This window comes from Oceanobacillus aidingensis (genome assembly GCF_042654105.1).
Taxonomy (GTDB): domain Bacteria; phylum Bacillota; class Bacilli; order Bacillales; family Amphibacillaceae; genus Oceanobacillus; species Oceanobacillus oncorhynchi.
The window spans coordinates 139,855-164,310 of the sequence record NZ_JBHSFT010000001.1; the positions used below are offsets into that span (position 1 = coordinate 139,855).

Below are 24,456 nucleotides of genomic sequence, written 5' to 3' on the forward strand. Positions count from 1 at the left end.
TCCTGATATATTTTTAAAGTTTTGTTTCAAAGGAATCTCTCACTTGCGGTACACTCAAGCCTACAATGACCTGTATACTTTGACCGCTTTGAGCTATTCCATGAGCCATCTGATTTTTTGTAAAGTAATCATTTCCTTTGACCAAGTCGGGGTCCTTCACTGTGACACGCAGACGTGTTGCACAATTTGTAACATCTTTAATATTTTCTTTGCCGCCAAGTCCTTCTAAATAATAGACCGCTTTCTCCTCATATTCCGACTCATATGTTGCAGCTGCAATTTCTTGATTTTCTCCATCTTCCTCTTTTTTAGCATTTTGATAATCTTGTTTCGTGTACAATTTAGCCTCCTCATCCGTTTTTCGACCTGGCAAGGCGATATCGAACTTCACAATAATCCACCTGAACAGGACAAAGTACAATGCTACAAAGATAAACCCGACAATTGCTTGGATTATATAAATCCCTCCATGGTTAGAAGAGAGCGGAATCCAGTTCAATGCTGCTATCTCAATAAATCCAGAACCCATCATTCCAACAACACCAAACATGTTCATAATCGTAACCATGGTCGCTCCAAGAAGCGCATGAATCACAAATAGGTATGGTGCGATAAACAGGAATGTAAATTCAAGCGGTTCAGTAATTCCTGCAAATACGGCTGTTAATGTGGCTGGCAATACAAGCGCAAGTACCTTCTTTCGGTTCGCTTTCGGTGTAGAATAGTACATTGCCAGCGCAATACCCAGACAGCCAAACATCTTAATATTCCCTTGCATTAAGAATCCATATGGATAAAGATCCTTTAATGCTGCAGTGGAATTAGCAAACTCATTTAAGTTAGAAATCCAATATGGTTTTAACCCTTCATTGACAGCTGCCGGCCCATATTCAAACGGTGTATAGATAAAATGATGCAGCCCTGTTGGAATTAAAACGCGTTCCAGGAAATGAAACAGCCAAACACCGATATAGCCTGCCTGAGTAATGAATCCCTGTAAGGAACCAATCCCCTGCTGAACATATGGCCATACAAATGCAATAAGGAAAGCAAACGGAATCATAACGAAAAATCCAATAATGGTAACGAATACAAGTCCCTGGAAAATACCCAGCATGTCAGGTAATTTCTTATCATAAAAACGATTATGAATCCAAATCACAATACCAGATATGGCAATAGCTCCAATGATATTTGTATCTAATGTAGGGATACCAGCAATCTCTTTCACACCTGTTAAATTTTCAACACCCTGGGATAAATCAACACCAAAGGTCGATGGCCAAAGTGTCAGAATCGCATTGATATAATTATTAAAAACAAGATAAACCATCAATGCCGCAAGTGTTGCACGTGCTTGCGCTTTCTTTGCAAGTGAAATCGGCAAACCAATCACAAAAGCCAACTCCATGTGATCAAAAATCGTCCACCCGCCACTTTCAATAATGGTCCAGATGTTATACCACATTGTTCCTTCTTCAGCGATGCTTCCCATAATAGCCGGATTTTTAAATAACGTTGCCAGTCCGACCACAATACCAAAGAACGCAAATAAAAGAACGGGAACTATCATCGCACTGCCAAACCGCTTGATTGCATTCATGAACAAAAACTCCTTTGTTTTAATCTCTCATTCCAATATATAGGGAGCGCTTTCAAATTCCAATAGGTTTGACGCATTCAGAAATAACGTAGTAACATTAGATTATATTTTCATAGAGTGAAAACATTTTCATTACAAGGAGATGAATCAAATGATTCTGGATAAATTGGTGAATGAATACTACGAAGACTTGAATGAGAATGATCTACATATCGTTAATACCATTCACAACCATCTTGATGAAATGAAAGCGATGAAAATTCAGGACTTGGCAGATTATGCCCATACCTCAATCTCCTCCATTCATCGGCTGACTAGAAAGATTGGGCTAGATGGTTACAGTGATTTGAAATCCTATATTAAATTAAATATTTACAATGAAGATACTTCCCAGGATTTAATGGAATTGCTGAACCAGGATATACAACAGACCATGAAATATATGGAACAGTTAAATTTCCACAAATTAAATGAGTTGATTGACGAAGCAAGTTTTATCTATATTTATGGTACGGGGACGGCTCAGCAGGATATAGCCAATAACGTACAAAGACAGTTATGGTCTCTCCATAAGAAGTCTCTCATATTGCGAAGTGAACGAGACTTAACAGATGGCATTGATGAATTTGGGGAAGAGGACCTTATATTTATTATTTCTTTATCTGGAGAATCGAAAAATCTGGACGAAATCATCCATATGTTCAAAACAAGAAATATTAAATATATCAGCGTGACGACATTGCGAAATAATTTCCTGGCACAAAATGCCATGTTTAATATCTATGTAAACAGTACACCGTTTTATTTATATAACAAGGTAGACAACTCCAGCTTTTTGCCCTTTCATATTGTTTTTGATATTATTGTCCGGAAATTTAGTGAGTGGAAGATGGAGCAGCAAGAGGAATAATCAGTTATTAAAAAACGCAAAGAAAAGCCTCTCAGCTGCCTCAATAATTCAGGGGGAAATGAAAGGCTTTGTCATAAATAGGAATTAGTTTTAAAGTAATAAATGGATTACAGCTTTACAATAGCCTTCGTAATCCCGTAATCCCCATAATTCCCTAAAACAGCTGGTACTTCCTCTAAACGCAGCGTATGTGAAATCAGCGGTGTAACCTGCACTTTTTGTTGATTTAACAAGGAAACAGCTTCTTCTACTGTAAAAGGATTGATAAAGGATCCGGCCATTTTTAACTCTTTGCTGAACACATCAAAAGCAGGGAATTCCACAAGTGTTTCTGGGGACGGCACTCCAAAAAGAAGCACCTCTCCGCCTTTTCCAGTTTTATGGATACCTGCCTCTATGGTCTGTTTTTTGCCGATACATTCAATCACGAGGTCATACTCTGCCGCTACATCATCTGTCGATTGAAATAGATGGTCCGCACCCAACTCACTCAGCTGCGCATGTTTATTTACATCAATTTCACAGACGTCGACTTTAGCTGGATTCTTTAGCTGGACAGTCTGTAAAAATAAAGATCCAATAAACCCTCCGCCAATAATCAATACCTTCGTACGCGCCTGAATCTCGCTGATTTGATGAAATCCATGAAGTACACAGCTTAATGGTTCTGCCAAAGCGCCAACTTCCAAGGGCAGCTCCTTATCTAAAAGATGACAAGCAGTCTCTGGAACAGCACAAAATTGTTCCATCCCGCCATTTCGCGTTACCCCAACAGCAGAGAGGTCTTCGCATAGCTGTACCCTCCCTTGGCGGCAATACGTACATTTACCACAATAAATATTGGGATCCACAGCAACATGGTCTCCCAGTTTTAAGCCGGAGACGGATGCACCTATTTCAACAACTTCTCCAGAAAATTCATGCCCTAAGACAATCGGAGGTGTAACTTCAGCAGAACCTGGTTCCCCATGAAAAATATGTACATCCGTTCCACAGATACCGCAATATTTTACTTCAATCAATACTTCTTCCGGTTGAATCACTGGTTTTTCAGTTTCTTGAATGGACATATCCTCTTTTTCTTTCAACAACAAAGCTTTCATACATACACGCTCCTTTTGATTCTCATTCTCATCGTATTTTTAAGGTGGAACATACAAGTTAAAAAAATGAATTTCTATAAGCTTTTTTCCAGCTAGTGTAATGAACCAGCTCAATTCGAAACTATTATTTCAAAATATGAAAGCAATTACAACAGCTATCTGTTTTTCTAAAGACAGTAATGTAAACAAATCGATTGATATTAAAATAAAATCCCTATTCATACTCAGGAGAAAAATAATAACCATTCTTTCCTGTTTTGAATAGGGATTATCAAACAGAAGACCTGCTTTGAAAAAAACAGTCTCTTTTTTATATCATTTAGACAGAGATTCCTTCTCTTTATCTTCATCCTCTTCGTTCTCTTTTTTCTTCTTCAGCTGTTCATGGCGCTGCCGCTGACGATAGCCATACGTCGCATTCAGCACAACATCCTCATCCTCTAACGCTGTACCAAGCGCCCCGATTACCGTGGATACACTGGCAGCAATCCAGGCAATATAGAAGTAATTAATTAAGCCAGGGTCACTCGTAAGCTGCTCCTCCAGCATTCCCATTGGAATAAAAACAAATACGCCGACAAGGAATAAACAGAACAGCATGACATAATAAATACAAACGGTGATCAATAACGTTAAAAACGTTGTTGCGTTATAAAGCTTCCGTGTGTAATCATTACTCTGATCCCGCTTCCTCTCCCATAATCGGTGAATCAAAATAATCCATAGCGTCATCGCTATGACAGAAAATATAGTAAGCAGACACATCCTTAAAATCGTATAATGCTCACTTAACAGCCACAATGTCGGAAAAACCAACGCATAAGAACCCGTGGCAAAAGCAATAGTCAGGATTTTCAAAAATGCGGGAAACATATTCCATGGACGATTTGCGCGCACCATTCCACCCATTAAGCGGATAGAAATACTGCCTCCACGCCCTACTGTAAAACGAACATCCATATAATCTTCTTCCCTATCATCCGGTGCTTCACGCTTGATTGGGGATAGCCAACCAAAAAATTTATTCGTCATCAGGTTTTTAGAGTCATCTATATCTACGTCCTTGTGCTTGCTGCGCTTTGATTCAATCCGTTCTGCAGAACGCTCTCTTGCCTTATCCGAGCTCCCATAATACATTTCGTTGACCAGCTGCATGATCGATTCCCGCAAACGTCTGATCATTAAAGTAGAACCGAAGCTGGGCATGCTGATCAATGCAATATTTTCATCTTCATTTGCTTCTGCAACAATCATGCGCTTTTCTATAAACAAAGGAATGTCAGTTAAACAAATAGCATAATCCCATTCCTTTTCTTCTTTCTTCTTCTTGGTAGCTTCCAGTATTTCCTTTGATTCGGCGCCACCGCCAATCAAGGGATCTTCTATATAATCAATTTTCCAATCGATTTCTTCTTTTACATAATACTCCAATAAAGACGGTAATTCCTCTCGCAGTCTTGCCCCTATTTCATTTGGATAACCTGGTGCAGTTATTAGACCGATATATCTTGTTGTTTCACTCAAATTAGATTCACCTCGATTTATTTTTTGTTGTTTTTGCATATCTATGTACTTTTAGCCGAAAAATGAAATGTTTAAACCCTCCACTTATCAAACAAGATGATTAGGACGCTTCTATGATTTTATCTACAATGTTAATACGTATGAATTATTTCTTAGTAAATGCAACTTTTTAAAAGTATGAACGACGTATTAAAAATCACGAAAAAACAGTTTCTCTTTCTATCAGATAAGTATTGCACTTTTTTCTCCAGCTTCATTGCCAAGCAACTATACTGTCATAATAATGTTTCTATATTATTTTTTCTGAAAATTACTTGTTATCCTTTCTTATTTATGATATGGTTTTAAAAAGTTTAAACTTCTTTTTTATTCAAAATGAAGGAGGGACTTCTTTTTGGAAGGTATCCAGCCAATTAAAGAGTTAATCGAGGCTCATTTTAATGCTTTATCAAAGAAACAACAGAAGGTAGCAAACTTCGTGTTAAATAACCCAACCTTTGTCGGGACACATTCTGCAGCTGAAGTTGGAAAGAAAGCTGAAACAAGTGAAACAACTGTTATCCGCTTCTGCTATGCGCTTGGACTCGAAGGCTATGCCGAACTGCAAAAAAAGATTACCTTATTTGTTTTTAATCAAAATACAGTCAGCACACTTGGGAATTATTTCTCAGAAAAAAAGAAGCTGTTTAATGATCAGCATCTCATTGAGAAGGCGATGCAAAAAGATATCGCTCAAATTGACAGAATTGCTGAACAAATAGATAAGGAATTATTTTATAAAGCAACACATCAATTACATGAAGCAAAAAACATCTATATTATCGGGGCTGGCGCATCGCAATTCCCTGCTCAGTGGCTCCATTTCACCTTAAATATTTTACGGCCAAATGTATCCATTATTCATACGGAAACGCCAGAGCTTATCCGGACGATGCAGGAAATAGATGAAGATGGTGTCGTCATCACAATCTCCTTACACCGTTACTTTAAAGAACCCATTCATATTGCGGAGACGCTTCATAAACGTGGAATAACAGTGCTTGCCATAACCGATTCTAAGCTGGCGCCGATTCAAAAACATTGCTCCTATGCTTTTGTATTGGAGCAAACAGAGAAATCAACCATTGATCTGATGCCATCACTTATTTCCTTCCTTAACTTAGTAGTAACTGGAATGATGACATTTGACCCGGATTATTATGAGAAGCAGCGCGTCAATTATGATGACTTTAATCATACTTTTATTTCTGATAAATGGAGTTGAGAAAATTGACAAAACAACAATTAGCCGAACGTTTACAGCAGATTTTTGAACATTTGCATAAGCACCCTGAAATAAGCTGGAATGAAGTAGAAACCACAGCATATCTTGTGGATTTTCTGCGCAGCGAGGGGTTGGCTCCGCAAACGTTTCCTGATATGACCGGGTTATATGTAGACATTGGAAAAGGAACTCCCACAGTTGGATTCAGAACGGATATAGATGCACTATGGCAAAAGGTTAATGGAGTATTCCAGGCGAACCATTCCTGCGGCCATGATGGACATATGACTGTAGCGCTCGGTGTCGTTCTTTTATTAAAAGAGCTGGAGCCGACATTATCCGGAGCTGTTCGTATCCTTTTTCAGCCGGCAGAAGAAAAAGCACAGGGTGCAAAAGCTTTTGTTGATCAAGGTGTTGTGGATCCGCTCCAATTTCTATTTGGAGCACATGTCCGGCCACTAATCGAATTAGAGGACGGCACCTACGCACCAGCACTATATCATGGAGCAGCGAAGCTTTTCACAGGAGAAATTCATGGCGTTGAAGCGCACGGTGCAAGACCAGAACAGGGAGCGAATGCGATTGAAGCAGCAGCTGCGCTGATTGATGGACTCAAGCGTATTTGGATTAGCCCTGCTGAATCAGCCTCCATTAAAATGACTCAAATACAGGGAGGCGGTGCTTCAACAAATATTATTCCAGGCAATGCTTCCTTTAGCATCGATGCCCGTGCTCAAACCAACGAAACCATGGAGGCTCTGACAGCCGGATTTGAAAAAGCAGCAGGCGCGGTAAGTACACTATACGATGTTTCCATTGATTACAATGTAGATGCCCATATCGTCGCAGCTCAAGTAAGTGATACAGCAAAATCCATTTTGGAGCAAGCTATTATCAATGTAGCTGGAGAAGAAAATTGTGCGCCGGACGTGGTCACACCAGGCGGAGAGGATTTTCATTTTTATACGTATTCCAAGCCTGAGCTGCAGACAACGATGCTTGGTCTCGGATGCGGCGTCACACCGGGGCTCCACCATCCAGAAATGACATTCAATCAAAAGCACCTGCCAACCGGAGCAGAAATTATCACACAGGCGCTTGTCCTAGCACTACAACAAACAGAAAGAAGCGATACAAAATGATTCAATGTAAAGAACTAAAAACAATGGCCGAGATGGAACAAATGCAGGAGCTGGAGGGGAGGATTTGGGGAATGGCTACCATTCCCACCCATCAGACGCTTACGGCGGTCAAAAATGGCGGCATCATGGTCGGTGCTTATGCTGCCAATCAATTAGTCGGCTTCAGCTACGGGTTTGCAGGCTTCGATAACGGCAAAAGCTATTTATGCTCTCATATGCTTGGGATGGATCAAGCATACCGTTCTCAAGGCATTGGAAAAATGCTGAAACAAAAACAGCGGGAAATTGCCATCCGCAAAGGCTATGACATGATGAAATGGACATATGATCCTTTGGAGACACGTAACGCCTATCTTAATCTAACAAAACTAAACGGCATGTGTAACACCTATATTGAGAATTGTTACGGCAATATGCAGGATGGTTTTAATAAAGGGCTCCCTTCAGACCGCTTTGAAATCCATTGGTACCTGAAAAGTCCATACGTGGTGCAGCAGCAATCCGTAAACACAGAAAATGCAACGGCTCTGAACACGCTAACCTTTAATCAGGAAGGTTTGCCCGTTTTCACGAAAGAGAAAGAACCACTTGAATTGACTGAATATTCCTATTCCGTTCGTGTACCAAAGGATTTTCAAGGACTGAAAGCAGCTAGTCAAGAACTCGCCATGGACTGGAGGCTTCAGACACGAGAGCTGTTCCAAAATCTCTTTGAAGCAGGTTACGCAGCTGTGCGGCTAAAACCCTATGAAAATTATGGGGAATACATTTTTATAAAAAAAGATATTTTAGATCTTGGAGGAAAATAATTATGAAAATCACAGAAATTACTATTCGTCATTTACAAATGAAACTAAAAGCTCCTTTCACCACCAGCTTTGGCACATTTACAAATCGAGATTTTTTATTACTGGAAGCAAAGGATGCGGATGGAACCGTCGGCTGGGGAGAATCCGTCGCATTCCATGCCCCATGGTATAACGAAGAAACCCTGCAAACCAACTGGCATATGCTGGAGGATTTTTTAATCCCGCTTATCCTAAATAAAGAATTAAAGCATCCAGATGAAGTTAATGAAATTTTTGCTGCTATCCGAAAAAACAACATGGCCAAGTCTACCCTCGAAGGAGCTATTTGGGATATCTATTCACAACAAACCAACCAATCCCTCGCTGTAGCGCTGGGTGGCAGAAAAGAAAAGATTGAAGTCGGCATCAGTATCGGCATCCAAAAATCCATTGATGACCTCACCGCTTTAGTAGACGGCTATATCAAAGAAGGCTATAAACGCATGAAAGTAAAAATCAAGCCTGGCTGGGACATTGATGTGATGCATACGTTACGCGAGAAATTCCCGGACACAGCAATTATGGCAGATGCTAACTCCGCCTACCGTTTAGAGGATACCGAACTATTAAAACAGTTAGATGCCTTTGACCTGACCATGATTGAACAGCCCTTGGCATCTGACGATATTATCGATCATGCAAAATTACAAAAGGAACTCCAAACACCGATTTGCTTAGACGAAAGCATCCACTCACTGGAAGATGCACGAAAAGCAGTTGAACTGGGAAGTACAAAAATTATTAATATCAAAATCGGCCGTGTCGGCGGCTTAACCGAAGCGAAGAAAATCCATGACTATTGCGCAGCAAATGATATTCCAGTCTGGTGCGGCGGTATGCTGGAATCAGGAATTGGCCGTTCTCACAATATCGCTTTAACAACACTGCCAAACTTTATTTTACCGGGGGATACCGCTGGTTCCAGCCGCTACTGGGAAAAAGATATCATTGCTCCGGAGGTTGTTGCAGAAAATGGATATATCACCGTCCCGACAAAAGCTGGAATCGGTTATGAAGTAGATCGGAAAGCTGTAGAAGCCTATACCGTGGTTAAGAAAGATTATAAATAAGGGAGATAATCAGATGAAAAAGAGTTTTCAAATAGGAAGTGCTTTTGTTGGTCTTATTGTTGGAGCCGGGTTCGCTTCAGGACAAGAAGTCATGCAATACTTCACCAGCTTTGGTATATGGGGTACAGTTGGCGGGATTGTCGCCACCCTCCTCTTTATCTTTCTAGGATTCACCTTTGCCCAGCTGGGAACAGACTTGCAGGCAGCTTCCCATAAAGGGGTAATCTACCATATCGGCGGACGTTATATCGGGGCGATATTGGATATTTTAATTACCTTCTTCCTTTTCGGAGTAGCCGTCGTTATGTTTGCAGGCTCCGGCTCTACTTTTGAGCAGATGTTTGGCATCAATACTATTGCAGGCAGCATTATTATGGTAACTTTAACTATCCTGACATTGCTATTAAATACACAAAAGATTATCGGAATCATTGCAGCAATTACACCTTACTTGATTGCGATTATCTTTATCATCTTGGTCTATTCCATTTTCACCACGGATTTATCTCTGGCTGAAGCAGATGCAATCGCCAAGGAACAAGCTTCTGCCGCACCTAACTGGTTGTTAAGCGCCTTCCTCTATGTATCTTATAATCTGGCAGCAGGAGCAGCATTACTGATTGTCATGAGCGGAGGCGTGAAAGACCGAAAAGTTGCAGGCTGGGGAGGTATTTTTGGAGGAATCATGCTTGGCGGATTGATTATTCTTATTCATATCGGGATGTTCATGAAAGTAGATGTTGTGGCAGGAATGGACATGCCAACACTTGCCTTAGCAGAACAAATCCATCCATTTATTGGTATTCTGATGGCTATTGCACTGCTTGGCATGATGTATAATACAGCAGTTGGTATGTTCTACTCCTTTACGGTACGATTTATCGCACCTGATAGCAGAGCCTATAAGCCTGCCGTTGTGATTATTGGGTTACTTGGTTTTGCAGCTAGCTTAGTCGGTTTTACAACGCTTGTCGGCAAAGTATATTCTACGATGGGGTATTTAGGATTTGCTTTGATTATTGCAGCAATTATTGCTTGGTTTCGAAGAGGGGTTACCCGTGTTTCTTAAAACTAAAAGTATGTATACAGGAGCATGTGGTGTTTTTACTTTTGATTTTTGTTATTTAGCCGTCTATTTTTATAGGCGGCTTTTTTGTTTTTTGGTTGCTGCGATTCAATAACCCTTGATATGCCACCTTTCTTTCTCACGTATTATATTTATGAATCTCTTATAAATACTTGCATAAGGAATTCTCGAGAATAAAAAAAGAAACTGATTAGACTTCTAATTTTTAAATAAGAAATTTTACTAAGAGGAATGAAATAGCCTGGACCCATTAAAGGACACCAGGCTATAGTATATATTTTTTCAATTATTATGTTTACTTAGTAACAAACAAATTGGTGAATATTTTAGCTCTATCCGTAGTTAATTGAGATACGAGCCAATTCATTATGCATATTTACTCACTAGCTGTTTCGTAACATCCAATAGTTTTTTTACATCTTCTATATTGGTTTTACCCGTTTCTTTATCAATAATAGAAGAATAAACATGAGGGATAACTTTGGGTACTCCGGCTTCAAGAGCAATGGTCAAAATCTCTTCAAAGTTATTTAAGTCAATCCCGCCAGTTGGTTCTAAAGCAAAGTCGGCTTCTGCACAAGCTTTAGTAACAGCACGGAACTCTTCTTGGTGAGCGAGACCTTTCATAGGGAAAAATTTTAATGCATGTCCTCCCATATCTTTCACTAACGCTATAGCTGATTCTATTGGAACAACAGCTTGTTCTCCGACATTGGAACTTAACGGGCCGGTTGAAATAGTTACATAACCAACTTTTCCTGATGGAGATACCAAAGCATTGATCCAGCTCTCTTTCTCTCCTTGATTAGCTCTGGTTGCACCGACAGATGGGAACACTTGGTTAATATGACTTCCTTCATATGATTTCACAATATTTTCAACCACTGCAGCCTGCCTGTTATCACCTGCACCTAAACCAATGGATACAGCCCCATGGATTGCTTCATCATATTTTTCCATTGCGGTTACTGCTTCTTCCACCGTATCATAATTCTTCGATAGTACGCCGATTAGTACCTTTCCCTCTCCAGCTTCATATACTTCCTTTGCATTTTCAATACTGTTCGCCAGAACGTTCAAAGCAACACGGTCCTTATAAAAAAATTTATCTATTTTCTTCATGCTTCTTTTCCTCCTAGAATGTCAACGATTCTACTATAAATAACTTGACTATCATTTCCTTGTAACGGTCGTGGGTCAATATCAAAGAATCCTTGTCTCACACCATAATCACGGGTATAAATAGCAATTTCGCCATGTTTTAGTTGATTCGTTACTTCCTTGGCTGATATAGCTGTAACAGCTTCATCAATGGTGATTCGTGCTCTGAAGATAGAGCGTCCTGCTTCGTCCTGAACGATCGTTGCGGTGACACCTTCCATTGTATTTAATGATTGCAGTACTTCTAAACTCGCCTTTTCAGCTTCACTATTATCTGTTTTCACAAAATACTCATCCAATGCCTGCAGTAAGCCAAATGTAGATTCCTTTCCTACCTTCATACTTCTTCCAATATAATGAAGCTGTGTTTTGACCCACTCTACATAATCTTTTTTCCCTGCCACAATACCCGTTGTTGGCCCTTCAATAGCTTTAGATCCGCTGTAAATTGCCAGGTCAGCAATTTTCACATATTTTTTCAAATCTTCTTCCGCTGCTGCGTCAACAATAAACGGGATATTCTTTTCTTTAGCAACCTCTGCAGCTTCTTCAACAGAAATCATATTCTTTTGTACGGCATGATGAGATTTCACATACAAAATAGCCGCTGTATTTTCGCAGACGGCATCAGAGATATGTTCTTGTTTTCCTTCATTTGCATATCCTGCTTCCACTAGCTGGCCGCCGCCAAGATAGATCATTGATTCAATTGGAGCACCGTAATGAACATTATGCCCTTTCAACATAATAATCTCATTTTTCGTGATTTTTTCTTGATGTATCTTTTCACTCAACCTTCTATTACCTTTTGTAACCAATCCAGCGACAGATAAAACAATTCCACTTGATGCTGAATTTACAATAAGAGCAGCTTCCGTATCTAGCATATCCGCAATATATTTACCTGACTTATCCACTAAATCAGCAATTTCTACATAATTTTGCCCGCCTGTTTTCATTGCATCCATCACTGTATCAGATGGTGCAGAGACGCCAAGAATACTCATTCTGCCACTTGCATTTATGACACGCTTTAACCCATATCTGTCATGTAGTGAATTATCCATAATTAATCAACCTTTCAGTTATGATTACATATCTAACATGGTTTCTATAAAGTGAAACTTCAATCAGTGGGGATTTTCTTTTCATCCCCCACTGATTGGGGTTGCGATAAAATAGAACATCTACCGGAATACTTTGCTGCTATTCATTTTAAATTGGGAAAAATGCTCCTATCGCCATAGCACCTAAGATTGCTCCGCCCGCAACAGGTTTATTCCACAAATAAAAGAATGCTCCTCCAAGTAAAGAACCTAAACCTACAGGGATGGATGCTGTTGCAGCAGAAATAATAATTAACGGTCCTAAAAATCTACCAGACGAGTTACCTGCACCCATCATCACATCACTGCCAAATGTAGAATTAGCCTTTCCGACCGTAAATTTTTTAATGCCAATAACAACATAGCCGATTACCACACCTATTAATAAGCCCGTTATTAAAGAAACAAAAAAGTTTTCTAATGGCAAAACAATTCCTGCACCTAACAGCAATGCTGGTATTCCGATACCTACCCCAGTAAGTATCGAACCACCTATATCAAGTACTCCTACTAAACCGCCTTCAAGTATACGTGCAAATAAGAAGCTGGCTCCAAATGCCGCAGCTGCACCATAGCCAGAGCCTTGTATACCTGCTTCTAATAAAGCTACAATGGCTACTTCATTAAAGGCACCTACTTTATAAACATAATACATATGCGTACCTGCAAAAATACCAGATGACAGAAGTGCTACAAAAATTGGGAACGACCAATCTGCAAACCAAAAACTCTTTTTATACATCGCATCACTTAGTTGACCATCAGTCATTTTATTTCCTCCTCACTAAGGGTTTATTAAATTATGAAGTCCTTGTAACCAATTTGGCACAGTAAGGTTGAGACTTTCTATCAGCTCTATATCAATTCCCCTAAAGAAGGCGCTTAAGATGAACAGCACAATAATAGCCGTCATTAATATTTTCGTGATGTTATTCCATCCAGAATCATCCACACCCTTACCTACCAATATACCTAGTACAACACCTGGAACAGCATTACCCATAATAATATGAGCTAGCCCGCCAAATATCGTTCCCCAAAACCCAGAACGTTTCCCGGCATCTAATGCAGCTAACCAAAATATAACCGGCATAGCCATATTAATAAGCCAATCCGCAGCTGGAGCTAATACTTCCAGCGCAACATTTCTAAGTCCCTCCGGAATAGATGCTGTTGTCGTACTTAAAAAAGCAACAACTATTGCACCCACAATCGCACCTGCTATACTCATTTTGAAAGGGTTATGCATGGTCTCTTCTATTGTTTTTCCTTTTCTTAAAAGCACAGCGACAGACCAATTGGGAATAATTCTGTGATCCACGTCCTGCGTAAGTGCGCCAGCTCCAACAGCTGATGCCCAAGCGTTAAAGAAGAATCCCAATCCAAATGAGAAATGGGATGCACGGTCACCTGCACAGGCATTCATCTCGCCAATCGTTCTGAATGCTCCCATTGATTGAGACTTCGGTGCATGGAACATCCTTGCTGCTCCAGCCCCTACGCCAAAACCGACGATTGCTCCAATAATTAATGATTTAATTAGAATAACTACGATTCCGCCCACGTATACCCCTCCTTAATGGATGGTGACTACCTTTTTTCTGCCAATTGAATTTGGCAGAATCGATTGTTTTTAAGTTTACATCTACTTTTAACGTCACATGACAATTCAATTTTTTACGCGGCATAAAGAAGAAGAAAAAACGTTCTGTATATTCTTCCATGGTTGCCTCCACTTCTTCTATGTTTTCTGGTTCCGCACGTATAACAAGCTGATTGATCTCAGAAAATATCTGTTTCTGAATTTTACTTAAAGCACGACTAACTGCCTCATCTTGTGTACTTCCCTTGCCAGAAACGGTTATTGTTACATGTTGGTTTTCAATCATGTGATTCATTCCCCTTGTATTTTCTTGTATTCTTCCACGATACGTTTTCCTAAGTCTTCTACATCCATGAACCCAAACCCTAATACTTTATAGCCTTCACGAATGGCAGTTACTCCTTCTTCAATAGAACGCATGCCGTGTCTTGCTTTATATCCATATTTCGTTTGTGCTGTAATTGCTCCTGCTCCACCACTGCCGCAAAATGAAATTCCCAAGTCCGCATCTACTTTATTCATTTCATCGCCGAGCTTCATGTCCGCTCCAATACCCGGGACTACAATAGCTTCTCCTCCAGCAATCTCTACACCTTTTCCCACGTTTTGTCCTTTTCCAAGTCTATCTGCGATAACTACTTTTACCATTTAACTCACTCCTTATTTTGATTAATTATATTTAACTACTTCAAAATGAATCGATAATAAATACGTTTCATCATCTGAAATATGTTCTAATTGTTTTACTAATTCTCTGGCTTGTTTGATGGACTCTTGCGAAACTTCCTCAAATAATTTTTTATCTTCCACTTGCATTACTTCTTTTCTTTGATTTCTTTTTACCATTTCAGATATGTGATTTAACAAGGCTTCTCTTTGGTCATCCTTTATTTCATATCCATTACTATCTATATAGTTCACTGCATCATTGTAAATACTTTCACAAACATCTGGATCTTGACTATTCATGAAATAGTTAGTTAAATCTTTTTTTTCCACATTCTTAACCCCTTTGATATACAATCTTTCCGTTTTTCCATGTTGTTTGTGGAATTAAACGTTGATTTACTTTCATCACTTCACCATGAGAATCGATTAATTCTCTATTCTTTTTCTCAATATGAAACATCGTAATATCTGCTTTCTTTCCAGGTTCCAATGATCCATAATTCATTAAAGACAGCGTTTTAGCCGGAAGAATTGTAACGGATTCGATTAAATCTTCTAAGTCATATCCTACTGCTAATAATTTCGATATGGTATCCATTAAACTGCCAACTGGCTGTTCAAAATTTTTTTCATAAACATCTGTACTGATCGTAAATGGATAACTGTAATTCTCTTTAAATCGTTTAATTGTTTGATATGAAAAGCTTGATGTTCCATGACCAACGTCAAATTTAACTCCCCGCTCTAGCGCCTCATGTGCTTCAGGTATTAAAGCTCCATCTTCATCAAGAATCCCGCCTTTTTTGCCATGAAAAGCATGCGTTACAATATCGCCATCTTTTAATAAAGGAAGAATTTCATTTAATGGCGGAGGAGGTGAGCCAATATGCACCATGATGGGCGTATCCGTCTGATCAGCTAATTTGCGGGCATGTTCCAAAGGGCGAATACCCTGATTTCCGACAACAGATTGACTCATTCTGGCTTTTAAGCCAACAATAGCCGGTTCTGAAGCTTTTATTGTTTCCCATGCACGTTCACTCATTAATTTTTCAGGAGCAGACAATTCATCCAATCCCTCTACTAAGCCCGTGGCGGATACATTTAATAACGACAATATTTCTGTCGTATGTTGATTGATAATTTTATCCTTAAATTGAGCATAATCTTTATACCCTGTACTTCCTGCATCAACAACTGTTGTAACACCCTGATTAATACCGATTTTGTCAGCATTTATCCCAATTTGAGCAAAATTTTCAAATACGTGTACATGCATATCTATAAACCCCGGGGCAACATAGCTTCCCTTTGCATCCCATTCTGTCAGCAAATCCGTTTCCTCAATATCTTCTTCAGCTATTATTTCATCATCTTTCACATAGATATCTTTTTTAGTAAACGCTTTATTAACAGCGTTAAATACAATTCCATTTTTAATAATGGTAACCTTTCCCACAGCTTGCTTCCTCCTTTTCAATATAGAATAAGATCGCTTTTTTCTCATCTGCATTGGCCTGCAGCCCTTGTTTTTTAAAAACTTCATCTACTTTCCGATAATCTTCTGTCTCTATAAAAGATGTATTTACAAGGTGATCATATTCCATTCTGAATTTAATACGATGAACCATGAGAAAAACATGCATTAGAAAAGCGTCCTCCATTTTATGCTTGATTCTGCCTTTAAAAGCTTGTTTAATTCCCAAATATAATTCCATCGCTTCTAATATAACTGCTCTGGAGTATTCTTCTGGATCATCGATATTGCTTTCGTCTTTGTTGATTATCTGCTGTGCAATTACTTGGTTATCACCAGTTAATTCACTTACTTTGCTCTTTAACTCTTTAATATTACTTTCGCTTGGTACCGGGTCTACCCATATCGTTGGTATAGCGGTTTCAATTGGAAATACACTAATGATGATGTCAAACGTATCCTTTTCCATAATCTCGTCTAAATCATCTAGGCCACAATATTGAATGATTCTAATCCGCGGCACTTCTTTTTCCACACGATTTTTTATAACACGTGCCACTCCTCTGCCGCTCGCACAAACATAGAGTGCTTTTAAAGGTTTCTTGTTTTCAAAAGTCGTTTCCATCGATACAAGAAAATGCAATGTAACAAATGAACTAATCATTTCAGACGTAAAATTATGTGATTCAATATACTTTTCACATGCTTTTTTAACAGGATGATAAAGATAATCATGCTTTGTTTTAAGATCTTCCATAAATGGATTATTCTCTAATAAAATGGCATTTTCTTCAGTGAATTTATTAGAGAAATGAGACAATAAGTTTGTTTGTAACGTACTATCGTTATAAAAAGGAATGGAAAGTCTTCTGCTCACATAATGAATAATATTATTCGTCATTTCGATCAGGTCTTCGTTGTGATTATTTAATAAGGCATTTCTGTAAATATAAATGAATTCATCATTTGTTATCTCTAGACTGAAATGTTCAAAAACATCATTTGCAACAGCATAGACGAACATTGCGAATGTTGACATGGACATATCTATCTCATCATTATTTCTTCCTAATTGAATAGCATTTTCTTTCGTTACTCGGCAAACCGAAATCACTAACCTTGTAAATAGGGTGAAAATCTTAACAGAGGCAGGATGGTATTCAACCAATGATTGTTTAATAGATTTCATCAGTATTTCATCTATTAGTAGAACCACCTTTTTCATATCTGGTGAAAAGGAAGTGAGTTCTTCTTTAAATTTCAAATATATTTCTGGTCTATACGATTCCTCAATGACAATTTTGTATGTTAGTAAATATTCCGCGTGCTGCCGTATATCTACTTCTTCTCCTGCAATAGTATATCCTTTTCTTGGAAATACCTTTAACGTTATATTATTCTCAGCCAAGTGTTTTTCAACTTTTTTCATATCCTTATAAATCGTTTGCTTGCTTACAAGTAACTGATCAGCTAAGAATTCCGCCGTAATATACTTGCTGGGATGTAAACTTAGCAATAGGACAATACGGCGTATGCGTCCCTCTTCGCCCCAAATTTCTTCATCTACTGTCTCTAATAAGAGTTTGTGATAGATTTTCATTTTCTCTTTTTCATTTAAATTGGTAATCCAAAGGCCTTTAACCGGTTGTGACTGTAAATCTACTTGGTGCTTTTTAAACCAATACTTTACTTCCTTCATATCTGATTTAATGGTTCTAAGTGATACAGAACACTTATCAGCTAATTCTCGATAAAGTAACGGCTTTTCACAATTCAACAACATAGATGCAATTTCTTTTTGTCTATTTGTTAACATGCTTATCACCCTTTTCCATCCCTGCTTTCATTATAGATTTATAAATCTATGCCATACAGACAAACTTGGTTCCCTGTAGCAGTGCAAAAAATTATAACTATACAAAACCTATTAACTCAAAAGCTTCGACATTTTTTCCTATCCTTCGTTCAAATACTTACCTCCAATCTTTCTTCTTTTAATGGCCGCCATCTATCTTCAGTTAATCTTTGCTGCTGGCCAACCCGTTCTGAGAGAATATTCACTTCCTTGATAGTCATGTTTGTCGTACTAATACAGATAAGAGAAGCATCATTATTATTTTATAAAAATAGTGTAGTATATAAGTGATGTAGTGAAATTTGATACAAATTATTCACAAAGCAAAGGTATCTTTTAGACATGATTCAGAAGAGAGGGTAATACTAATGGAGTAAATCAAAAGGAGGAACAATTACTATTGGGGGTTAGTATAGACAAAATACTGCTATTTGCTCTCCACACCAAAAAAACTTGGATAAACAAGACAGCTTGTTCATCCAAGTTCTATGCACTTATGCAAAAGCATCAGCTATCGTAAATGTTGAATCCCCGTTTCCAACATTTCCATCTGCAGCAGCGTCTGCTCATCCGTAATCGTTTTATCTTGCCCATTGATAACCGCTTCATATAAATCGTCATATACACGTCCATAATCGCCATCTACCGATTTCACTGTTTCCTCATGTACCGTTCCTTCTTCATCCACATAGGTCAGTACGCCATAATGACGCAGTGTATCGATGCCAAAGTCCTCGTTATCCGGCATATAGAATAACTTGAGATGCTCTTCCTGACGGTCTTTCGTTTCTTTGATAAAGCATCCTTTTTTACCATGCACCACAAAGCTGGGTCTTTCTTTCACTCTGAAATAGCTGGATTTCACCGATACTTTTAACCCGCCATAATATAAATCTAAATCAAAGTAGTCATTCATTCTTCCCTGTCCTAATAATTGCTTCACATCGTAATGGATATTATCCGGTTTTCCAAAATAGCTGATGACCTGATCCAGGGTATGGCAGCCATGTCCATATAGAAATGACGCATTAGGGTCAAATGTCTCGGCAGACTCCGGCACCTCGGGACGATAATAGTCATAATGCATCTCCACTTCCAGCAAGTCCCCGAGCTTTCCTTCTTCTATTACTTTTTGAACAGTTAAAAAATCACTATCAAATCGTCTGTTTTGATAGGCTTGGACAATTAATCCTTTTTCCTTTGCCAATGCAAAAATTTCTTTTGCCTGCTCCGAGGTTTCCATGAAAGGTTTTTCTACTAAACAGTGCTTATTATGCTCCAATACTTGTTTTGCGTATTCGTAATGGCTGTCATGTTTTGTACAAATCACAATGAGCTGAATGTCCTCATCACGTAACAATTCCTCTAAATCCGAAGTATAATGCACTCCTGCATGTTTATCCCAGCTGTCGTTCGCAGGGGTTCTCCGGTAAATGGTTTTCACCTTGATATGTTCTCTTTGCATTACGAACGGCAGATGATACCTGTTCGTGCTTTTCCCGTTTCCAATATAACCAATAGTAAGCATAGCGGCCTCCTAAAATAGATTTGTCTTTATTTATATATCGTTAACGCCTTCTTCTGGATTCTGGCATGTAAATAAAAAAGTACCTCCTTCATTTGATAGTTTTTATCATACCAGGAGGCACCTTTTTATTTATACAGCTAATCGCCAAAAATTATCTAAAAAATAGGCATTACATCAGGTTAATTGCATGGAATACCACACCGACTACAAACAATCCAAGAATCATTGTAATTGGTGACACTTTCTTCCGGAGCAGCCACATACAAAAGAGTGTCAGCAATAACCCGGCAAGACCAGGAATCAAACTGTCTAAGTTATCCTGCAGCGTCGTGACATCTGTTTGGGTCAATGACCTGCCCTCTTCCTGTTGTAACAATGCGGACTGAATCCCTTCCGCTCCTCCAGGCAAGTTATCCCATTCAATATAGGCACCTTCATCGAGCTGAACTTCTGCGACGGTCGGGGTAAAGCTTATATCTACCCAACGGTTTACCAGTGCACCGAGAATAAACATACCGAGTATCGATGCACCCTTGGTAATATCCTGGAGCAATCCGCCGGATAAGTCATCCGTAATTTTTTCCCCTGCTTTGTAACCAAGCTCCTGTGTATACCATAGGAATCCCATCCGGATCAAGTTCCATGCTACGAAGAAAATGATTGGTCCAAGGATGTTCCCAGTCACGGCAAGAGAAGCCGCCAATGAGCCGAGAATCGGTCTGAGGGTGAACCAAAAAATTGGATCCCCGATACCTGCTAAAGGCCCCATCATTCCGACCTTAACCCCTTGAATCGCTTTATTGTCAACCGGAGCACCATTTGCGCGTTCTTCTTCAAGCGCTAACGTTACACCAATAATTGGAGAAGCAACATATGGGTGTGTATTAAAGAATTCTAAATGACGCTGCAGTGCAGCAGCACGGTCTTCTTTTGTCTGATATAACCTTTTGATTGCGGGAATCATGGAAAATGCCCAGCCGCCATTCTGCATCCGTTCATAGTTCCAGGAACCTTGAAGGAAAGTCGAGCGCCACCAAATAGAAAGACGATTTCTTTTTGATAATTTGAGTTCTTCTTGTGCCATCTTCATGTCCTCCTTTTTTTAATAGTCATCAATAATTTCGCCTAAAGGATCACCAGTGTTTCCACCTCCGCCACCGGAGCCCCCTTGTTTCGTAAGTGCTATATAAATAAGTGCAAGTGCTACACCAATACCGCCAAAACCTACAAGCGTAATATCCGGAATCGTCGCCAGAACGAAACCGATGGCAAAAAATGGCCATACTTCTTTGGTTGCCATCATGTTGATAACCATGGCATAACCAACGGCTACGACCATACCGCCGCCGACTGCCAGACCTTCTGTTAACCAGTCAGGCATTGCTTGAAGCATCTCTCTAACCGGTCCTGCACCAATAGCTACAACCAATGCAGCCGGAATGGCAATACGTAAACCCTGCATGCAGATAGCAATCACATGCCACATCTCTATTTTTCGTATATTTCCTTCCTTGGCCGCCGCATCCATTAAATGGACAATTCCTGTGGCAAGCGTCCGAACGATGATTGTTAATAACAGACCAGCAACAGCTAATGGAATAGCAATCGCCATCGCAGAATCTACGCCCGAGACTCCCTGCCCGCCTAAAACGAGAATAATGGCTGAAGCAACAGAGGCCAAAGCTGTATCCGGCGCTACGGCCGCTCCAATATTTGCCCAGCCTAAAGCAATAAACTGCAGGGAGCCGCCTAAGATAAGACAAGCGGTCAATTCTCCGCTAACCAGGCCGATTAACGTACAAGCAACAATGGGCTGGTGAAACTGGAATTGGTCCAGGATACCTTCAACACCAGCTATAAATGCTATAATAATAATTAATATTATTTGAATCATAGTTAAATCCATGATGATTAATCCTCCTTTTCCTTTAATAATTTAGGATTATTTCTGTCTGTCTAATTCGATTTGAGCTCTTCTCAAAATCTCATCCATATTCCCATATGAATCAGCTGGAACCTTCCGAACGTCAAAATCCACGCCTAATTCCTTCAACTTTTTGAACGTATCGATATCATTCTGGTCAAAGGCAAGCACCTTATTGGGCTGCACTTTCCCAGTAGAATGGGACATCGATCCGACATTAATCGTATCCAGCGGAACACCGCCTTCAATAGCTCTCAGTACATCCTGAGGATTTTCGAAAAGAAGCAATGCGCGCTGTCCGCCAAAATGCTGATCATCCTTTGCGAGCTCCACCATTTTCTGAATAGGAACCGTATGTGCCTTGATACCTGACGGTGCAGCCTGTTGAATTAATTTTTTACGCAATTCATCCTTTGCTACCGTGTCCGATACAACGATGATACGCGTGGGCGATGTACTTCTTGTCCACGACGTTGCCACCTGTCCGTGCAGTAAACGGGAGTCAATCCGCGCTAACACGTAGTCAAATGACCCGGGGGCTCCTGCGCTGGCTCCAGAAGATGCAGAAGCAGATTCAGCAGCTTCTTCCGGCTCTAATTCCTCCGGCTTTACCTTCACTGCGTCCTTCGCCGTATCAATAATATGAGCCGCTATTTCATGCGCTGTGTTCATAGAAAAGCGCGATGCATACGATTCGATCACCATTGCTAAGTTTAATCCAGCAACGATAGCCCATGTATCTTCATGTCCTTCCATCAAGCTGCTTGCCTGATTAAAGGGAGTTCCACCCCAAAGATCGACTAAGAATAATACTTCATCCTGATTGTCGAAAGAAGCAATGGCCTCTTCCATTTTTGCTCTTACGTCATCCGGTCCTTCACTCGGCATCAACGTAACAGCCTTGACATTCTCTTGCTCTCCAAAGATCATCGCTCCAGACTGCAAGATACCTGTCGCAAATTCACCATGGCTGGCAATGATAATTCCTACCATCTTTTTAACCTCCTTTTTATGATTGTTAAGGATTCAATAGATATGGCAAGCTCTTAAAGCAGTATGTTTGCAAGCTTTGTAAAACGCTTTCAACACCAATAAAAAAAGACATGAGAAAAAAGCAGGTTAAATGAAGATAAAAAGACAGGGATGTCCTTCCTCTTCGTTTTAATAACTACCTTTCACTCATGCCTGATCGAATCAGTAACACGTAAAATATAATTGCAGTGTTTATTTAATTTATATTATGTTCGAAAGCGTTTTAACCATCTATCTAAAAATAAAAAGCTTTCCAATTACTTTAATGAGCTTCTTCACTTATTATAGCACCCTGTTTTTCCCCTTTCAAGAGGGATTTTTTCTTGTGCCATTTCTGTAACTGTTTCTTCGTTAACCCGTCCCGATATCCCCCGGAAACGAGAGACCTCTATCTACGCTGGACTTAAAACGATCAACTTTTTGATTTCTTACGCTTGAAATTGCGTTTAATGACTTCAAAAGCACCTAGGGATCGAACCATACGATCAGGGTCAACATATTCACGAATTGCCCGAAACACCCTTTTAGGCTCTTTCGATGAGAATGAAAATGTTCCATTCTTCTTCGTTTGAATGGCATAACGCGGGATCCATTTCCCTTTGAACATGACGGAAGCAATCACGTAATCTATTTCCTCCCAAGGAATTTGAATATACTTACGGGCATCCCGTTTATTGTAGAATTCAAATCCTTTATCGCCAATCATAATCTTGCCATATTCTGAAACTAATACATGTGAGGTTCCATCAATAACTAAATCTACTTTTGTATTGATTGATTGGACCATTTCATTTCCCCCTCATCTCTTTATACGAATTATTATACATGGTTTGGAGGGGGAAGTAAAAATAGTTTGGATGACGAGCCGTCTTTCAAGGTTTAAATAAAGGACGTTAACAAAGAACCCCAAACGAGTGTAAAGAGAGCTGCAAAAATCATTGCTAAGGAGGAAAAGACAGATTCCTGTTTTCCATATTCCAAGGCTTTATTCGTACCGACACCATGCGCTCCCATCCCTAAGGCTAACCCTTTCGCGATTGGTGTTTTGATAGACAGCCATTTCAGTACATTGGGACCTACGATTCCTCCCACGATCCCTGTGATGATCACAAAAACTGTCGTCAATGTCGGCAAGCCGCCAATTTCTTTGGATACCTCCATGGCAATCGGTGTAGTGATTGACCGGGGAAGAATCGACACAATAAAATCATCACTGAGATGTATTAATTTAGATAACAAAAATGTAGAAATCATTGCCATCAGTGTTCCCGTGGTAATACTGATAACGATGGTTTTCATATATTTTTTTATAATCGGCAGGTTCTTATAAATTGGCACCGCAAAGGCCACCGTCGCTGGTGCAAGCATATGTGATAAGAATTTGGATCCCTGCATATAATCATTGGCAGACACATGCATGATAGAAATAATCGCGATTAATAGGATCGGCGCTAACAACAGCGGATGAAAAAGCGCAAGATTCATTTTTTTATAAAGCATTTTAGAAAGAACATAAACCAAATACGTTATCACCGTAAACAGCACAATAA

General features: G+C 39.5%; 24 protein-coding genes. 6 read left to right on the forward strand and 18 right to left on the reverse strand.

Going from position 1 to position 24,456, the window contains the following annotated elements:
• Positions 1-13 precede the first annotated feature (13 nt).
• A complete protein-coding gene (locus tag ACFO3P_RS00615) occupies positions 14-1,603 on the reverse strand; it encodes an alpha-glucoside-specific PTS transporter subunit IIBC (protein ID WP_379542055.1) in 1,590 nt (529 codons plus the stop codon).
• Between the two features lie 151 nt (positions 1,604-1,754).
• On the opposite strand from ACFO3P_RS00615, the gene ACFO3P_RS00620 reads away from it, so the two are divergent.
• Positions 1,755-2,513, forward strand: a complete 759-nt coding sequence (locus ACFO3P_RS00620) for a MurR/RpiR family transcriptional regulator (RefSeq protein WP_379542056.1) — start codon at positions 1,755-1,757, stop codon at positions 2,511-2,513.
• Between the two features lie 107 nt (positions 2,514-2,620).
• On the opposite strand, the gene ACFO3P_RS00625 is transcribed toward ACFO3P_RS00620, so the two are convergent.
• A complete protein-coding gene (locus ACFO3P_RS00625) occupies positions 2,621-3,616 on the reverse strand; it encodes a zinc-dependent alcohol dehydrogenase family protein (RefSeq protein WP_379542057.1) in 996 nt (331 codons plus the stop codon).
• A 315-nt stretch (positions 3,617-3,931) separates the two neighbouring features.
• A complete protein-coding gene (locus tag ACFO3P_RS00630; RefSeq protein WP_379542058.1) occupies positions 3,932-5,140 on the reverse strand; it encodes a hypothetical protein in 1,209 nt (402 codons plus the stop codon).
• 394 nt (positions 5,141-5,534) lie between these two features.
• Here ACFO3P_RS00630 and ACFO3P_RS00635 point away from each other — a divergent pair, with 394 nt between their 5' ends.
• The 5 genes from ACFO3P_RS00635 to ACFO3P_RS00655 are packed head-to-tail and all read left to right on the forward strand — an operon-like array spanning position 5,535 to position 10,533.
• Positions 5,535-6,404, forward strand: a complete 870-nt coding sequence (locus tag ACFO3P_RS00635; RefSeq protein WP_379542059.1) for a MurR/RpiR family transcriptional regulator — start codon at positions 5,535-5,537, stop codon at positions 6,402-6,404.
• Positions 6,395-7,546: an amidohydrolase gene (locus ACFO3P_RS00640; protein ID WP_379542060.1), complete on the forward strand. Its 1,152-nt coding sequence runs from the start codon at positions 6,395-6,397 to the stop codon at positions 7,544-7,546. Before ACFO3P_RS00635 ends, ACFO3P_RS00640 begins: the two co-directional genes overlap by 10 nt.
• Positions 7,543-8,355 (forward strand): GNAT family N-acetyltransferase, encoded by an 813-nt coding sequence (locus tag ACFO3P_RS00645; protein WP_379542061.1) that lies wholly within the window; start codon positions 7,543-7,545, stop codon positions 8,353-8,355. Before ACFO3P_RS00640 ends, ACFO3P_RS00645 begins: the two co-directional genes overlap by 4 nt.
• A 2-nt stretch (positions 8,356-8,357) precedes the next feature.
• Complete coding sequence (gene menC, locus ACFO3P_RS00650) at positions 8,358-9,464, forward strand: o-succinylbenzoate synthase (protein WP_379542062.1); 1,107 nt, start codon at positions 8,358-8,360, stop codon at positions 9,462-9,464.
• A 13-nt stretch (positions 9,465-9,477) separates the two neighbouring features.
• Positions 9,478-10,533 carry a YkvI family membrane protein gene (locus tag ACFO3P_RS00655; RefSeq protein WP_332094003.1) on the forward strand — a complete coding sequence of 352 codons (1,056 nt, stop codon included), beginning with the start codon at positions 9,478-9,480 and terminating at the stop codon, positions 10,531-10,533.
• 384 nt (positions 10,534-10,917) lie between these two features.
• Here ACFO3P_RS00655 and dagF read toward each other — a convergent pair whose 3' ends face one another.
• The 15 genes from dagF to ACFO3P_RS00730 form a co-directional block, all read right to left on the reverse strand.
• Positions 10,918-11,673: a 2-dehydro-3-deoxy-phosphogluconate aldolase gene (dagF, locus tag ACFO3P_RS00660; protein WP_379542063.1), complete on the reverse strand. Its 756-nt coding sequence runs from the start codon at positions 11,671-11,673 to the stop codon at positions 10,918-10,920.
• Entirely contained in the window at positions 11,670-12,779 is a 1,110-nt protein-coding gene (locus tag ACFO3P_RS00665) for a DgaE family pyridoxal phosphate-dependent ammonia lyase (protein WP_379542064.1), read from the reverse strand. Before ACFO3P_RS00665 ends, dagF begins: the two co-directional genes overlap by 4 nt.
• A gap of 148 nt (positions 12,780-12,927) precedes the next feature.
• Positions 12,928-13,587 carry a DUF4310 family protein gene (locus tag ACFO3P_RS00670; protein WP_289584526.1) on the reverse strand — a complete coding sequence of 220 codons (660 nt, stop codon included), beginning with the start codon at positions 13,585-13,587 and terminating at the stop codon, positions 12,928-12,930.
• 15 nt (positions 13,588-13,602) lie between these two features.
• The gene (locus tag ACFO3P_RS00675; RefSeq protein WP_212929293.1) at positions 13,603-14,382 is read right to left on the reverse strand and encodes a DUF4311 domain-containing protein; all 780 of its coding nucleotides are present in this window, start codon (positions 14,380-14,382) and stop codon (positions 13,603-13,605) included.
• On the reverse strand, positions 14,354-14,707 hold the full coding sequence (locus ACFO3P_RS00680; RefSeq protein ID WP_289584527.1) for a DUF4312 family protein: 354 nt from the start codon (positions 14,705-14,707) through the stop codon (positions 14,354-14,356). Before ACFO3P_RS00680 ends, ACFO3P_RS00675 begins: the two co-directional genes overlap by 29 nt.
• A 5-nt stretch (positions 14,708-14,712) precedes the next feature.
• Positions 14,713-15,069, reverse strand: coding sequence for an SFCGS family glycine-rich protein (locus ACFO3P_RS00685; RefSeq protein ID WP_042528842.1), 357 nt, complete (start codon positions 15,067-15,069; stop codon positions 14,713-14,715).
• A gap of 21 nt (positions 15,070-15,090) precedes the next feature.
• A complete protein-coding gene (locus ACFO3P_RS00690; RefSeq protein ID WP_289584528.1) occupies positions 15,091-15,420 on the reverse strand; it encodes a PRD domain-containing protein in 330 nt (109 codons plus the stop codon).
• A 4-nt stretch (positions 15,421-15,424) separates the two neighbouring features.
• Positions 15,425-16,549, reverse strand: coding sequence for an amidohydrolase/deacetylase family metallohydrolase (locus tag ACFO3P_RS00695; protein ID WP_379542065.1), 1,125 nt, complete (start codon positions 16,547-16,549; stop codon positions 15,425-15,427).
• Positions 16,527-18,383 (reverse strand): BglG family transcription antiterminator, encoded by a 1,857-nt coding sequence (locus ACFO3P_RS00700; RefSeq protein ID WP_289584530.1) that lies wholly within the window; start codon positions 18,381-18,383, stop codon positions 16,527-16,529. The genes ACFO3P_RS00695 and ACFO3P_RS00700 overlap by 23 nt, the downstream gene beginning before the upstream one ends.
• A gap of 550 nt (positions 18,384-18,933) precedes the next feature.
• Entirely contained in the window at positions 18,934-19,950 is a 1,017-nt protein-coding gene (locus ACFO3P_RS00705; protein WP_379542066.1) for an oxidoreductase, read from the reverse strand.
• Between the two features lie 169 nt (positions 19,951-20,119).
• Positions 20,120-21,034 carry a PTS system mannose/fructose/sorbose family transporter subunit IID gene (locus tag ACFO3P_RS00710; RefSeq protein ID WP_289584532.1) on the reverse strand — a complete coding sequence of 305 codons (915 nt, stop codon included), beginning with the start codon at positions 21,032-21,034 and terminating at the stop codon, positions 20,120-20,122.
• Between the two features lie 18 nt (positions 21,035-21,052).
• Positions 21,053-21,856 carry a PTS mannose/fructose/sorbose transporter subunit IIC gene (locus ACFO3P_RS00715; protein WP_289584533.1) on the reverse strand — a complete coding sequence of 268 codons (804 nt, stop codon included), beginning with the start codon at positions 21,854-21,856 and terminating at the stop codon, positions 21,053-21,055.
• Positions 21,857-21,892: 36 nt separating this feature from the next.
• Complete coding sequence (locus tag ACFO3P_RS00720) at positions 21,893-22,867, reverse strand: mannose/fructose/sorbose PTS transporter subunit IIA (protein ID WP_289584534.1); 975 nt, start codon at positions 22,865-22,867, stop codon at positions 21,893-21,895.
• Between the two features lie 451 nt (positions 22,868-23,318).
• On the reverse strand, positions 23,319-23,693 hold the full coding sequence (locus ACFO3P_RS00725) for a DUF956 family protein (protein WP_193063704.1): 375 nt from the start codon (positions 23,691-23,693) through the stop codon (positions 23,319-23,321).
• A gap of 92 nt (positions 23,694-23,785) precedes the next feature.
• Positions 23,786-24,451, reverse strand: a complete 666-nt coding sequence (locus ACFO3P_RS00730; RefSeq protein ID WP_354005205.1) for an LrgB family protein — start codon at positions 24,449-24,451, stop codon at positions 23,786-23,788.
• Positions 24,452-24,456 lie beyond the last annotated feature (5 nt).

Excerpts from the sequence above, each read along its gene's own strand:
- ACFO3P_RS00665 (WP_379542064.1), bottom strand. The coding sequence starts at position 12,779 with ATGGATAATTCACTACATGACAGATATGGGTTAAAGCGTGTCATAAAT.
- ACFO3P_RS00655 (WP_332094003.1), top strand. The coding sequence starts at position 9,478 with ATGAAAAAGAGTTTTCAAATAGGAAGTGCTTTTGTTGGTCTTATTGTT.
- ACFO3P_RS00715 (WP_289584533.1), bottom strand. The coding sequence starts at position 21,856 with ATGGATTTAACTATGATTCAAATAATATTAATTATTATTATAGCATTT.
- ACFO3P_RS00615 (WP_379542055.1), bottom strand. The coding sequence starts at position 1,603 with ATGAATGCAATCAAGCGGTTTGGCAGTGCGATGATAGTTCCCGTTCTT.
- ACFO3P_RS00680 (WP_289584527.1), bottom strand. The coding sequence starts at position 14,707 with ATGATTGAAAACCAACATGTAACAATAACCGTTTCTGGCAAGGGAAGT.
- ACFO3P_RS00645 (WP_379542061.1), top strand. The coding sequence starts at position 7,543 with ATGATTCAATGTAAAGAACTAAAAACAATGGCCGAGATGGAACAAATG.
- ACFO3P_RS00705 (WP_379542066.1), bottom strand. The coding sequence starts at position 19,950 with ATGCTTACTATTGGTTATATTGGAAACGGGAAAAGCACGAACAGGTAT.
- ACFO3P_RS00620 (WP_379542056.1), top strand. The coding sequence starts at position 1,755 with ATGATTCTGGATAAATTGGTGAATGAATACTACGAAGACTTGAATGAG.
- ACFO3P_RS00725 (WP_193063704.1), bottom strand. The coding sequence starts at position 23,693 with ATGGTCCAATCAATCAATACAAAAGTAGATTTAGTTATTGATGGAACC.
- dagF (WP_379542063.1), bottom strand. The coding sequence starts at position 11,673 with ATGAAGAAAATAGATAAATTTTTTTATAAGGACCGTGTTGCTTTGAAC.
- ACFO3P_RS00710 (WP_289584532.1), bottom strand. The coding sequence starts at position 21,034 with ATGGCACAAGAAGAACTCAAATTATCAAAAAGAAATCGTCTTTCTATT.
- ACFO3P_RS00700 (WP_289584530.1), bottom strand. The coding sequence starts at position 18,383 with ATGTTAACAAATAGACAAAAAGAAATTGCATCTATGTTGTTGAATTGT.
- ACFO3P_RS00670 (WP_289584526.1), bottom strand. The coding sequence starts at position 13,587 with ATGACTGATGGTCAACTAAGTGATGCGATGTATAAAAAGAGTTTTTGG.
- ACFO3P_RS00720 (WP_289584534.1), bottom strand. The coding sequence starts at position 22,867 with ATGGTAGGAATTATCATTGCCAGCCATGGTGAATTTGCGACAGGTATC.
- ACFO3P_RS00625 (WP_379542057.1), bottom strand. The coding sequence starts at position 3,616 with ATGAAAGCTTTGTTGTTGAAAGAAAAAGAGGATATGTCCATTCAAGAA.
- menC (WP_379542062.1), top strand. The coding sequence starts at position 8,358 with ATGAAAATCACAGAAATTACTATTCGTCATTTACAAATGAAACTAAAA.
- ACFO3P_RS00685 (WP_042528842.1), bottom strand. The coding sequence starts at position 15,069 with ATGGTAAAAGTAGTTATCGCAGATAGACTTGGAAAAGGACAAAACGTG.
- ACFO3P_RS00640 (WP_379542060.1), top strand. The coding sequence starts at position 6,395 with ATGGAGTTGAGAAAATTGACAAAACAACAATTAGCCGAACGTTTACAG.